12 protein-coding genes are annotated in these 12,439 nt (G+C 72.2%); 9 read left to right on the forward strand and 3 right to left on the reverse strand.

Going from position 1 to position 12,439, the window contains the following annotated elements:
* The first annotated feature begins 9 nt into the window (after positions 1 to 9).
* Positions 10 to 663, forward strand: coding sequence for a TetR/AcrR family transcriptional regulator (locus EFK50_RS11710; protein WP_148046133.1), 654 nt, complete (start codon positions 10 to 12; stop codon positions 661 to 663).
* 3 nt (positions 664 to 666) lie between these two features.
* Here the strand turns inward: EFK50_RS11710 and EFK50_RS11715 are convergent, their stop codons facing one another.
* Positions 667 to 1,443: a crotonase/enoyl-CoA hydratase family protein gene (locus EFK50_RS11715; RefSeq protein ID WP_123227727.1), complete on the reverse strand. Its 777-nt coding sequence runs from the start codon at positions 1,441 to 1,443 to the stop codon at positions 667 to 669.
* A gap of 81 nt (positions 1,444 to 1,524) precedes the next feature.
* Between EFK50_RS11715 and EFK50_RS11720 the strand changes: the two genes are divergently transcribed.
* From EFK50_RS11720 to EFK50_RS11750, 7 genes are all read left to right on the forward strand, one after another.
* Positions 1,525 to 2,745 (forward strand): acyl-CoA dehydrogenase family protein, encoded by a 1,221-nt coding sequence (locus tag EFK50_RS11720; RefSeq protein WP_123227728.1) that lies wholly within the window; start codon positions 1,525 to 1,527, stop codon positions 2,743 to 2,745.
* Between the two features lie 61 nt (positions 2,746 to 2,806).
* Positions 2,807 to 3,586 carry an IclR family transcriptional regulator gene (locus EFK50_RS11725; protein ID WP_123227729.1) on the forward strand — a complete coding sequence of 260 codons (780 nt, stop codon included), beginning with the start codon at positions 2,807 to 2,809 and terminating at the stop codon, positions 3,584 to 3,586.
* A gap of 7 nt (positions 3,587 to 3,593) precedes the next feature.
* Complete coding sequence (locus EFK50_RS11730) at positions 3,594 to 4,778, forward strand: CaiB/BaiF CoA transferase family protein (protein WP_123227730.1); 1,185 nt, start codon at positions 3,594 to 3,596, stop codon at positions 4,776 to 4,778.
* 62 nt (positions 4,779 to 4,840) lie between these two features.
* The gene (locus EFK50_RS11735; protein ID WP_123227731.1) at positions 4,841 to 5,668 is read left to right on the forward strand and encodes an enoyl-CoA hydratase/isomerase family protein; all 828 of its coding nucleotides are present in this window, start codon (positions 4,841 to 4,843) and stop codon (positions 5,666 to 5,668) included.
* A complete protein-coding gene (locus tag EFK50_RS11740; protein WP_183407785.1) occupies positions 5,665 to 6,789 on the forward strand; it encodes an acyl-CoA dehydrogenase family protein in 1,125 nt (374 codons plus the stop codon). The genes EFK50_RS11735 and EFK50_RS11740 overlap by 4 nt, the downstream gene beginning before the upstream one ends.
* Positions 6,786 to 8,243, forward strand: coding sequence for a class I adenylate-forming enzyme family protein (locus EFK50_RS11745; RefSeq protein WP_123227733.1), 1,458 nt, complete (start codon positions 6,786 to 6,788; stop codon positions 8,241 to 8,243). Before EFK50_RS11740 ends, EFK50_RS11745 begins: the two co-directional genes overlap by 4 nt.
* Positions 8,233 to 9,162 (forward strand): acyl-CoA dehydrogenase family protein, encoded by a 930-nt coding sequence (locus EFK50_RS11750; RefSeq protein WP_123227734.1) that lies wholly within the window; start codon positions 8,233 to 8,235, stop codon positions 9,160 to 9,162. The genes EFK50_RS11745 and EFK50_RS11750 overlap by 11 nt, the downstream gene beginning before the upstream one ends.
* A gap of 71 nt (positions 9,163 to 9,233) precedes the next feature.
* On the opposite strand, the gene EFK50_RS11755 is transcribed toward EFK50_RS11750, so the two are convergent.
* Together EFK50_RS11755 and EFK50_RS11760 are read right to left on the reverse strand one after the other, a co-directional pair.
* Positions 9,234 to 9,986 carry an SDR family NAD(P)-dependent oxidoreductase gene (locus tag EFK50_RS11755; RefSeq protein ID WP_123227735.1) on the reverse strand — a complete coding sequence of 251 codons (753 nt, stop codon included), beginning with the start codon at positions 9,984 to 9,986 and terminating at the stop codon, positions 9,234 to 9,236.
* 31 nt (positions 9,987 to 10,017) lie between these two features.
* On the reverse strand, positions 10,018 to 11,166 hold the full coding sequence (locus tag EFK50_RS11760; RefSeq protein ID WP_123227736.1) for a thiolase family protein: 1,149 nt from the start codon (positions 11,164 to 11,166) through the stop codon (positions 10,018 to 10,020).
* A gap of 76 nt (positions 11,167 to 11,242) precedes the next feature.
* On the opposite strand from EFK50_RS11760, the gene EFK50_RS11765 reads away from it, so the two are divergent.
* Entirely contained in the window at positions 11,243 to 12,394 is a 1,152-nt protein-coding gene (locus EFK50_RS11765) for an acyl-CoA dehydrogenase family protein (RefSeq protein WP_123227737.1), read from the forward strand.
* Positions 12,395 to 12,439 lie beyond the last annotated feature (45 nt).

A 12,439-nucleotide genomic window follows, 5' to 3' on the forward strand; every position in this document is an offset into this window, starting at 1 on the left:
CCGTCGACGATGAGCAGGTCGCGCGTCGCGGACGGCGCGTTCTTCGTCGTCCCTGCCGAGTTCCGTCGCCGCGGGAACGACCTCCGACGCGCCGAGGTCCGGCTGGCCCAGCGCGAGCGGATGCTGATCGCGGTCACCGAGCTGGTGGCGCAGCACGGGTACCGCGGGGTCGGCGTGCGGGACATCGTCGGGCGGGCCAAGGTCTCGTTGGCGACGTTCTACGACTGCTTCACCGACAAGGACGCCTGCTACTTCGCTGCCTACGACCGCTTCGTCGTCGTGCTGCTCGGCCGCCTGGAACCGGCGCTCGAGCAGGGCACGGAGTGGGAGGAGCGGGTTCGGCAGGTCGTGCGCTCCTACCTCGCTGCGCTCGATGCCGACCCGGTCGTGGCCAGGGCGTTCGAGGTCGAGATGGATGCCCTCGGCAGGCCCGCGCGCGAGCGCCGCCGCCGCGCGAACCAGGGGATGGGCAGGCTGGTGAAGGCGATGCGGGAGGAGACCTGGCCGGACCATCCCACCCTGGTCGAGAGTGCGTACGTCGGCGTGGTCTGCGCCGTTCAGCAACTCGCGTCGGATGCTCTCGACGGCGGCTACGTGGGCTGTCTTGCCGACATGACCGAGGAGATCAGTGGCTGGGTCGTCGCGACTCTCGGTGCCGGCTGAGGGCTACCGACCGGACCAGCGGGCCGGGCGGCGCTCCTGGAAGGCGAGCGCGCCCTCGCGCGCGTCCTCGGAGCTGAAGACCGGCTCCAGGATGGCGCCTTGCAGCGCGAACGAATCCTCGACCGGCCAGCTCGGCGACTCCAGCGCGACCCGCTTGGAGGCGGCCACGGCGAGCGGGGCGTTGGCGGCGATCAGCCGAGCGAGCTCGGTCGCCGTACCCAGGGCCTCGCCGTCGGCGGCCAGCTTGTTGACCAGGCCGAACCGCCAGGCCTCCTCGGCCGTCATCGGCTCGCCGGTCAGGAGCATCTCCAGGGCGCGCGAGCGCGGCAGCCGCTGGGTGAGCCGGATGGCACCACCGCCGCGAGCGACCAGGCCGCGGGTGACCTCGGGGAGGCCGAAGCGCGCGGTCTCGGCGGCGACGATCAGGTCGCAGCACAACAGGATTTCCAGACCGCCGCCGAGCGCCCAGCCCTCGGCGGCTCCGATCAGCGGCTTGGTCGGCGGCTTCTCCACGATCCCGGCGAACCCGCGGGTCGCCGACCGGGCGACCTCGCCGCGGGCGAACGCACCCAGGTCCAGGCCGGCGCAGAAGGTCTCTCCGGCGCCGGTCAGCACGCCGACCCGGAGGCTGCTGTCGGCGTCGAGCCGGTCGAGCGCGGCGGAGATGCTCTCGGCAACCTCACGGTTCACCGCGTTGCGCTTCTCCGGTCGGTTGATCGTGATCGTCAGGACGCCGTCCCGAGCGTCGACCCGTACCGCGTCGCCAGTTTCCTGTGTCATGGAGCCTCCGGAGATAGACGAGTGACGTCGAGAACGCTATTCTACATCAAGAACACCGTTCTCTATAAGGAGCAAGCGCCCATGGCTTTGTCAGAGGAAACGACGTCGATCCTGCGAGGGCTCGAGGGCTTCCTCACTGCGGAGGTGTTCCCGCTCCACGAGGAGTACGCCGAGGTCCTCAACAACCCGCGCGAGCGCTACTCCGCCGACGGACGGCACGTCCCGCAGGTCGAGGAGCTGCGGCGCCGGGTCCGGACGGCGTCCGCGGAGGCCGGCTACTTCACGATGACGGTGCCGAGCGACCTCGGCGGCGGCGGGCTGGGTGCGGTGCCGACGTACGCCGCCTGGGAGCTGATCTACCGGCTCAGCGGTCCGCACCGCTGGCTGGCCCACGAGATCCTGGCGCACTGGGCCACCGGTCCCAGCTTCGTGTTCGGCCTCGTCGGCGACGAGGTGCGTGACCGCGTCCTGCCGCAGCTGATGTCCGGCGAGAAGACGATGTGCTTCATGATGTCCGAGCCCGATGCCGGCTCGGACGCCTGGGCGATGCGCACCCGCGCTGTCGCCGACGGGGACGGGTGGCGGATCACCGGCACCAAGCAGTGGACCACCAACGGCCCGTACGCCGACTTCGGGATGGTCTTCGCGGTCACCGATGCTGAGGCACTGGAGCAGCGCCGCGGCGGGCTGAGCGCCTTCCTCGTCGACACCGACGCCCCCGGCTTCAAGGTCGACAGCGTGATCGGCCTGTACGGCGAGACCGGCGGCAACCACTCGATCATCTCGCTCGACCAAGTCGCGGTGAGCCGTCGCGAGCTGGTCGGTGCCGAGGGGGCCGCCGCCGGTATCGGGCTCGGCGGCATCAACCTGGGCCGGATGTACAACAGCGCGAAGTCGGTCGGGCTGTCCCGGTGGGCACTCGACCAGGCCCTCGACTACGCGGCCGAACGCCGGTCGTTCGGGAAGAAACTGACCGAGCACCAGGGCGTGATGTTCCCGCTGGCCGCGTGCGCGACCGACGTCCATGCCGCGCACGTGCTCGGCCTGGACACGGCGGCGCGGATCGACGCCGGCGACCCGGCGATCATGGAGGCCGCGATGTCCAAGATCTTCTCCACGGAGATGGCGACCCGGACGATCGATCGCGCGATGCAGACCCTGGGCGGCATGGGCATCACCACCGAGGTCGGGATGTCGGAGGCCTGGAACATGGTGCGGACCGTGCAGATCGCCGACGGTTCCTCGGAGATCCTCCGACGACTGGTCGCGAACCGCCTGGTCGGAGGGGATCGCGATCTCTGATTCCCGAGTAGTGTCGCCCGCGTCGTGGGTTGGATGACAGTGCACCGAGAGGACAGTGGCCATGGTCGATGACAAGGATCGCGCCCCAGCGGTCACCCGGGCGTTCAGCGTGCTCGGGTTCCTGGCCAGCAAGGGTCCCTCGGTCCTGGCCGACATCGTCGAGGAGACCGGCATCAACAAGAGCACGGCCTTCTACATCCTGCGCACGCTGACCTCGCTGGAGGCGGTGGACTACGACGAGCGGATGCGGACCTACCGGCTCGGGCCGACGCTGCTCGAGCTCGGCGCCGCCGCGAGCGGCCAGTACGGCGAACTCGCCCTCGCCCGCCGCTATCTCGGCGAGCTGATCGAGAAGGTCCAGGCCACGATCGTCATCTACCGCCGGGTCGGCCTCGAGGAGATCTCGCTGCTGGACAAGATGGAGCGCCCCAACCGGGTCCGGATCACCTTGCAGCCCGGCGAGCGGATCCCGATCCAGGGCGGATCCTTCGGGCGGGCGTTCCTCGCCTACGAGAGCCCCGAGTCGCTGGAGCAGGTGCTCCGGCACGGACTGCAGGCGTTCACCCCGAAGAGCGTCACCGACGTCCAGGCCTTCCGCGACGAGCTGGGCCGGGTGCGCGAGCGGGGCTGGGCCGTCGACCACGAGGGCTACGCGCTCGGCATCTCGACCGTCGCGGCGCCGGTCTTCGACTCCGAGGGACGGGTGTCCCTGGTCGTCGCGGCCGTCGGGTTCTCCAACCTGATCGACGACGCCACGGCCGCCGAGTACGGCGCCGACCTCCGCCAGGTGTGCGACCGGATCGGCGCGGTCAGCGCCCAGTCGCGGCAGTTGAGCGGATAGCCCGCCGATGACCGTGGTCGAGGAGAGCCGGACCGATCACCCGGACCAGGCGCTGAGCGGCGTACGGGTGGTGTTCCCCGCGGCCCTGGGGCCGGTGCCGTTCGCGGCCATGCTGCTCGCGGACCTGGGCGCGGAGGTGATCCGGATCGACCGGGCCGGCGCGGCCGGCGTGATCGGCACCTCCCTCGGCGACGATCCGCGCACCCGCGGCCAGCTCTCCGTCGGTCTGGACTTGAAGAGCCCCGACGGCGCAGCGGCGGCCGCACGGCTGATCGCGTCGGCCGATGTGCTGATGGAAGGGATGCGCCCCGGTGCGATGGAGCGCCTCGGCCTCGGGCCCGACGAGATGCGTGCCCGCAACCCCGGCCTCGTCTACGCGCGGATGACGGGCTGGGGCCAGCAGGGGCCGCTCGCCTCCCAGGTCGGCCACGACATCAACTACATCGCTCGTGCCGGGGCGCTCTACCCGTTGGGTGACGCCGACCGGCCGCCGACGGTGCCGCTCAACCTGGTGGCCGACTTCGGCGGCGGCGGGAGCTACCTCGCGCTCGGCGTGCTGGCGGCCCTGATGCAGCGCGGTCGCACCGGCACCGGACAGGTGATCGACTGCGCGATGGTCGACGGATCGGCCTCGCTGACCACGATGCTGCACGCGATGATGGCGTCCGGGTCCTGGGGATCCGAGCGCGGCACCAACCTCTTCGACGGCGCCGCGCCGTTCTACCGCACCTACCGCACCCGGGACGACCGGTACGTCGCCGTCGGTGCGATCGAGCCCGCCTTCCACCGCGCGCTGCTGCACGGTCTCGGGATCGACCCCGAGGAGTGGCCGCAGCACGATCGCGCCCGCTGGCCCGAGCAGCGGGAGGCCCTGGCGGCGATCTTCGCGGCCCGCACCCGGGCGGAGTGGGTGGCGACCTTCGCGGGGACCGATGCCTGCGTCAGCGGGGTGGCCACGCCCGAGGAAGCAGCGGCCGATCCGGAGCTCGCGGCCCGGGAGGTCTTCGTCGAGTGGGACGGCATCCGGCAACCGGCGCCGGCGCCGCGGTTGTCGGCGAGCCCGGCCGTCGCCAAGCCGCGCCGCGGACCCGCGGCGGACACTGGTGCGGTGCTCGCGGGACTGGGCTACCGGACCGAGGAGATCGAACGGCTGGTGGCCGCCGGCGCGGCGTTCTCCGCCGGGTCGCCTTGACGCCCTGAGTTCCGGCTCGTACTCTCTGGTGAACGACATTCTCTATACTGAATCGAGGAGCGATGCGGGCGTCATCCCCGTCTGATCCCGAATGGGCGGAGAACCTCTTCGGCTTCGAAGTCCTGATCGTCGACCACGTCCTGCTGGTCCGGATCAACCGGCCCGAGGTCGGGAACTCGCTCAGCAGGCGCATGCGCGAGCCGATGGCCCGGATCTGGGAGCGGCTCGACGCCGACGACGACCTCCGGGTCGCGGTGGTCACCGGTGCCGGTGACCGGCACTTCTGCACCGGCGCCGACGTCCGCGAGATCGCCGGCGACGGCGCGGTCCCGTCGGGCGACGCGGCCGACGAGCCGATCGTCTGGTCGCCGGTCGCCCGCGGGGTCCGCAAGCCGGTCCTCTGCGCCGTCAACGGAGTCGCGGCCGGCGGGGGACTGCACTTCGTGGCCGATGCCGACATCGTGATCGCCGCGGAGCACGCCGCCTTCCTGGACACCCACGTCAGCGTCGGCCAGGTCGGGGCTGTCGAGAACGTCGGCCTGACCCACCGGCTGCCGTTCGGCACCGCTATGCGGATGACCCTCCAGGGGACGGGCTACCGGCTGGACGCCGCGCGCGCGCACGCTCTCGGGCTGGTCGACGAGGTGGTGCCCGCGGCCGAGCTGGAGACGACCGCCCTGGAGATCGCCCGCAGCATCGCGGCGAACTCGCCGCGTGCCGTCCAGCTCTCGCGCGCGGTCCTCTGGGACTCGCTCGGACGGCCGCGGCAGGAGGCCGAAGCGGCCGGATGGCAGATCGCCCAGGAGCACTGGAAGCACCCGGACTTCCTGGAGGGCGCCCGGGCGTTCGCGGAGAAGCGCGCCCCGCGCTGGACGGTGGGGGAACCGTGACCCACGAGGTGGCGACCGAGGTCGCCGACCTCGACGTGGAGGTGTTCCGCGCCGAGGTCCGGTCCGTGCTCGCGGACTTCGGCTCCCGGCTCGATCCGCGCCAGTTCTTCCACGGCCGCGGCGGTGCGACCCGCGAGCTGTACCAGGAGCTCGGCCGCCGCGGCTGGCTCGCGCTCGGCTGGCCGCAGCCGACCGGCGCGGTCCCGGCCACCCTGGCGCACGAGTTCGCGCTCTGGGACGAGCTCGCCTACGCCCGGGCAGCGCGTCCGGACCTGGCCTCGGGGATCGTCGCCAAGACCTTGGTCGTGCACGGCACCGACGAGCAGAAGGAGACCTTCCTGCCCGGCATCGCCGCCGGCCGGATCGGCTTCGCGCTGGGCTACTCCGAGCCCGAGGCCGGCTCCGACCTCCGGGCGGTCCGCACCCGCGCCGTCCGCGACGGCGACGTCTACCGGGTGACCGGGGAGAAGCGCTGGACCTCGGACGCGCACTGCTCCGACTACCTCTGGCTGCTCTGCCGTGCCGGGGAGGCGGGAGGGCACACCCTGCTGATCCTCGACCTCCGGGCCGAAGGCGTCGACATCCGGCCGATCGAGACCATCGACGGCCACCGGCTCAACGAGGTCTTTCTCGACGACGTCGTGGTGCCGGTCGCCCACCGGGTCGGTGACGAGGGCCAGGCGTGGAACCTGATCCGGGAGGCGCTGGCGGTGGAGCGGCACCTGATGGTGCTGCCCGGGCGGGTACGGCGGGACCTGGACGATCTGGTCTCCTGGGCGCGAGGGACGAGGGCCTTCGCGGACCCGGTGTTCCGGGCCCGGCTGGACCGGCTCGAGATCGACGTCTGCGCGACCGAGGTGCTCGCGGCCGAGGCGCTGGCGCGCGCCCTGGAGGGTGCCGACTGCGCGGCGGAAGCGGCCCGGGTGAAGCTCGTCGGCTCCGGCGCCACCCAGGACATCGCGCGCGCGGCCTTCGAGCACGGCTACGTCGAGGCCACCGATCGCGACGGCGACCTCGCCTTCCTCTGGCGCGAGTCGGTGATGGAGACCCTCGCCGGCGGGACCTCCGAGATCATGCGCAGCGTCCTGGCCCGCACCGAGTTCGGCCTGAACCCGCGATGAGCACGTCCTTCGTCGAGGTGATCGCCCGGCACGCCAGCCAGGCACCGCTGGCTCCGGCGGTCTCCGACCCGGACGCTGCCTGGAACCACCGCGAGCTGTGGGAGCGCTCCCGCGAGATCGGCTCGGCGCTCGCGAAGCGCGGCATCGGACCCGGTGACCTGGTCGCGACCGCGCTGCCTCCCGGCGTCGCGCACCTGAGCGTCCTGATCGGGATCATGGCGACCGGCGCCGCAGCGGCACCGGTCAACCTCAAGCTGGCACCGGACGAACGGGAGACCTACCTCGGCGCCCTCCGGCCGACCCTGGTCGTCACGGGGTCGGCGACGGACGCCGGGGGCTCCCCGACCTGCTCGGAGAGCGACCTCGTCGGCGCGCCCGCCGGCACCTGGACCCACGTCCCCACCGAGCCGACCGCACCCGCGTTCGTCGTCGGGACCGGTGGCACGACCGGCACGCCCAAGGGCGCCGTCTGGACCTCCGGCGGCCTGGCCGAGTACCTGGCGTCCAGTGCGCTGGTGCTCGAGGCCCGTCGTACCGACGTCGAGCTGTACTTCGCGTCCTTCTTCCACATCGCGCTGGCGACGTGCGCGATGAGCACCCTCTACGCCGGCGGCAGCGTCACCTTCGAGCCGCGCTTCGACGCCGGGCGCGCCGTCGAGAAGATCCACCGGGGCGAGGTGACCCGGCTCTTCGGGCCGCCGACCGCGTTGGACCGGATCATCGGGCACCCCGACCTCGACCTGACCCGGACCGGCTCGGTGCGCAGCGTCCTCTTCGGATCGACGTCCTCCGAGCCGGACCTGCCGGATCGGCTCCGGGCCGCGTTCCCGGGCGCGACCCTGGTCACCGGGTACGGCGCCACCGAGTTCGGCGCGGTCACCCGGCTGCGCTCGTGGGAGTCGCCCGACGGACTCGACGGCGTGGGGTGGCCGGTTCCGGGCGCCGCGCTGGAGATCGTCGACGAGCACGGCCGGCCGGTCCCGGACGGAGAGGTCGGCGAGGTCGTCGTACGGGCTCCTTGGCAGATGGCCGGCTACCTCGTCGACGGGCGTCTAGAACCGGTCGCCGACGGTGCGATCCGCTCCGGCGACCTGGCCGTCCGTGAGGCCGACGGCCGGATCCGGTTGCGCGGCCGGCTCAAGGAGCTGGTGATCACCGGGGGTGAGAACGTGTTCCCGGTCGAGGTCGAGCGGGTCCTGTGCGACCACCCGGCGGTGGCCACCGCGGCCGTGGTCGGTGTCGCGGACCCCGAGTGGGGCGAGCGGGTCGAGGCGATGGTCGTCCTCCGGGCACCGGCCTCCGCGCAGGTCGTCGACGAGCTGGTCCGGCACTGCCGGGAGCGACTCGTGGGCTACAAGGTTCCCAAGCGGGTCGTCGTCGGCACCGAGCTGCCGCTGACCACCGCGATGAAGGTCGACAAGCGTGCAGTGAAGGAGTGGCTCGGTGAGCACTGATTGGCCCTACTCGGAGGAACAGCGGGACTTCCAGCGCACCCTTGCTCGCGTCCAGCCGGCCCTTCCCGAGGTCGACGAGTCGGGAGCGTTCCCGTGGGCGCACTGGCAGGCGGTCGGCCGGACCGGCGCGCTCGCGCTGACGTCACCGGAGACCGGTGCCTCGGCGCTGGACCTGGTCGCGGCCGGTGAGGCGCTCGGCCACGGCGGCTGTCCGGGTCCGTGGTGGCAGTCGCTGCTGGTGATCCCGGTGCTCGAGGACGCCGAGGCCGCGATGGCCGGGGAGGTCGTCGTCACCGCCGGTACGGCGGACCGGGTGCCCTGGGCCGCCGTCGCCGAGCGCGTCTTCGAGCTGGGCGAGGCCGCGGACCGGTCCTGGCTGCTGCGGCCGGTGCGGGTTGCCGGAGTGCGCGAGTCCTGGATCTCCCTGGGCCACGAACCGGTGCTCGCGGGCGACCTCGTCGGCGACGGGCCGGAGATCGCGGTCCCGGCCCGCATCGAGCTGCTCACCAAGCTGGGCCTGGCCGCCTACCTGAGCGGCGCCGGTCGGCGGGTGCTGACCGACGTGGTCGCCTACACCGCGCAACGCACCCAGTTCCGCACCCGGATCGGGGACTTTGCGGCGGTGGCGCACCCGCTCGCCGAGTGCGACGCCCGGGTGCGTGCTGCTGCGGGTCTGTCCCGGCGCGCGGCCGCGGTGCTGGACGAGGCCGGCGGCGGTGCCGGGGAGTCCCGGTCCGTGCACACCGCCCTGCGGGCCGCGGCCGCCGCCTCCCGCGAGGCGGTCTACCAGGCGCACCAGGCGTACGGCGCGATCGGGTTCTCGCAGGAGGGCCCGCTGGCCTGGCTCGGTCAGCGCGTCGCCCAGCTCGCCACCGACGCCGAGGACCTGGCCCGCGACGCGGTCCTGGTCGCGGACTGACCCGGTCGATCCCGGGCCCGGAAACAGCAGTGCCCGGACGTGGGAGGCGTCCGGGCACTGGTTCGTCCTGATCAGCGGGGCGCCATCCGGATCGATCCGTCGAGGCGGACCGTCTCGCCGTTCAGGTAGCCGTTCGAGAGCATCTGCACCGCCAGGGCGGCGTACTCGCGCGGGGAGCCCAGGCGCTTGGGGTAGGGGACGGTCTCGGCGAGCGAGCCGCGCACCGTCTCGGGCAGGCGCGCCAGCATCGGGGTGTCGAAGATCCCGGGAGCGATCGCGTTGACCCGGATCCCGTGCGTGGCCAGGTCGCGGGCCGCGACCAGCACCATGCCGTGGACGCCTGCCTTCGAGGCGGCGTACGAGGTCTGCCCGATCTGGCCGTCGAACGCCGCGACCGACGCGGTCAGGACGACGGCGCCGCGCTCGCCCTCGCGCAGCTCGTTGCCGCGCATCGCCTTGGCGCCGAGCCGGAGCACGTTGTAGGTGCCGATCAGGTTCGTCCGGATCACGTCGCTGAAGGACTCCAGCGAGCCGGGCTCGCCGTCCCGGTCGAGGATCCGGACCCGGTCGCCGCCGCGTCCGGCGCAGTGGACCACCCCGTCGACACCCCCGAAGGAGGAGATGGCGAGGTCGAAGACCGCCGCGGTGGTCACCTCGTCGGTGATGTCGGCCTCGAGGAACAGGTGCCGGGGGTCGTCGGTCTCGACAGCGCGCTGGTCGGTGCTGACGACGCGTGCGCCCTGCTCGAGCAGCAGCGCAGCGGTCGCCGAACCGAGCCCGGAGGCGCCGCCGGTCACGACAAAGGTGGAGTCTTCGATCTGCACAGAGGGTTCCCTTTCTCAGGGTGACGGGGGACTAGGAGAGGTTCTCGACGAGGGTGGCGTTGGCCATGCCGCCGGCCTCGCACATCGTCTGCAACCCGTAGCGGAGGTTCTGGTCGCGGAGGTGGTGGACGAGGCGGGTCATCAGGATCGCGCCGGAACCGCCGAGCGGGTGCCCGACGGCGATCGCGCCGCCGTTGGGGTTGACCCGTTCGGGATCCGCGCCGGTCTCGACCTGCCAGGCGGCGACGACCGAGGCGAAGGCCTCGTTCACCTCGAAGGCGCCGACGTCGCCGATCCCGAGACCGCTGCGCGCGAGCAGCTTCCGGGTGGCCGGGATCGGCGCGGTGAGCATCGTGACCGGATCGTCGCCGACGACGACGCCGTGCCGGAACGCCGCGAGCGGGCGCAGTCCGAGCTGCTCGGCACGTTCCTGGGTCATGATCAGGAGGGCGCCGGCGCCGTCGGAGATCTGCGAGGCGTTGCCGGCCGTCACCACGCCGTCGTCGGCGAAGGCGGGCTTCAGTCCGGCCAGCTTGTCCAGCGAGGTGTCGCGTCGGATGCCCTCGTCGACGGCGAGCTCGCCCTCGGGGAGCCGGACCTCGATGACCTGGTCCGCGAACGCGCCCGCGTCGGTGGCCCGTGCGGCCCGGGCGTGCGACTCCAGGGAGAGCTCGTCGAGGGCGGTCCGGCTCAGGTTCCAGCGACGGGCGATGGTCTCGGCGCCCTCGCCCTGGCTGAAGGTGTCCCGGTCGTAGCGGGCCCGGACCCGTGGCCCGTAGGGCTCGCCCACCGACCGCGCCGACCCGATCGGCACCATCGACATCGACTCGACGCCGCCAGCGATGACGATGTCCTGGTGCCCGGCCGCGACCGTTGCTGCCGCGAAGTGCAGGGCCTGCTGGCTGGAGCCGCAGGCCCGGTCGACGGTGGTGCCGGGGACCGACTCCGGCCAGCCCGCCGCCAGCGCTCCGAGGCGGCCGACGTTGCTCGACTGGGCGCCGATCTGGGTCACGCAGCCCCAGACGACGTCGTCGACCTGGGCCGGGTCCAGGCCGTTGCGCGCCGTGATCGCGGCGAGGACGTGGGCGGTCAGGTCGACGGGGTGGACTCCGGAGAGGGAACCGTTCCTGCGTCCGATCGGCGTGCGTACCGCATCCACGATGACGGCGGTGGACTTCATCAGCGTCCTCTCGACAGAGTGTTCTGTATGTTGTTTGATGTTCTCAACAGTGAACAGCCTAGAGCAAGGATTCGCGATGTCAATCGCCCTGAACGCCGACGAGCAAGATCTTCAGCTGGCCGTCCGGCGCTACCTCGACACCAAGATCGCGCCCCTGGTCGCGGAGCACGAGGAGCGCCGCGAGTTCCCCTGGGAGGTGCTCGCCGGCCTCTACGAGTTCGGCTACGTCCGCGGCATGGTGGCGGCCGAGCACGGCGGCGACGAGCTGAGCGCGATGATGCAGGCCGTCCTGATGGAGGAGGCCGGCCGCTGCTGGGGATCGCTGCGGACCACGGTCAACGTGCAGGGCATGGTCGCGATGCTGCTCAGCCGTTCCGGTACGCCGGAGCAGCGCGGCACGTTCCTGGACCCGATGCTCGCCGGCGCCCGGTTCGGCTGGTTCGCGCTGACCGAGTCCGAGGCCGGGTCGGACGCCGGCGCGCTGACCACCACGGCCCAGCGGGTCGGTGACCGGTTCGTGCTGAAGGGCCGGAAGATCTACATCACCAACGCGCTGGGCTCGGACTTCGGGATCCTGGTGGCCCGCCACCTCGACGCCGACGGCACCGACCTCGGCGTCTCCGCGTTCCTGGTCGAGGCGGCCGAATCGCCGTACGGGGTCAGCGAGATCGCGCACATGCCGGTCCGGAGCACGTCCAGCTGCGAGCTCGTCTTCGACGGCACCGAGATCCCGGCGGCCAACCTGCTCGGCGAGCCGGGGTCGGGGTTCCGGCAGGCGATGGCCGCGGTCAACATCGGCCGGCTGAACATGGCGATGGGCGCCGTCGGCCTCTCCCAGGCCTGCCTCGAGGCGGCGGTGCGGTTCAGCAAGGAGCGCCGGCAGTTCGGCAAGAGCATCGCCGAGTTCCAGCTCATCCAGCAGATGGTCGTCGACATCGCCGTGGGCACCCAGACCGCCCGGCTGCTCGGGTACGACGCCGCGCGCGCCCTCGATGCCGGTGCGGACGCCCGGTACGAGTGCTCGATGGCGAAGTACTACTGCGGGGAGACGGCCGGTCGCAGCGCGACGCTGGCGCTGCAGGTCCACGGGGGCGCCGGACTGATGGAGGAGTTCCCGGTGGAGCGGTACTTCCGGGACGCCCGCGAGGCCACGATCCCGGAGGGAACCTCGCAGATCCAGGTCCTCCAGATGGGGCGGCAGCTCCTCGGCGTCTCCGCTCTGCGATAAAAGACAAGGGTCGTCTCGGAAATCGTTGACCGTGACTGTGATCCA

The sequence above is a fragment of the Nocardioides marmoriginsengisoli genome, from assembly GCF_003725695.1.
In the GTDB taxonomy this organism is placed as follows: Bacteria; Actinomycetota; Actinomycetes; order Propionibacteriales; family Nocardioidaceae; genus Marmoricola; species Marmoricola marmoriginsengisoli.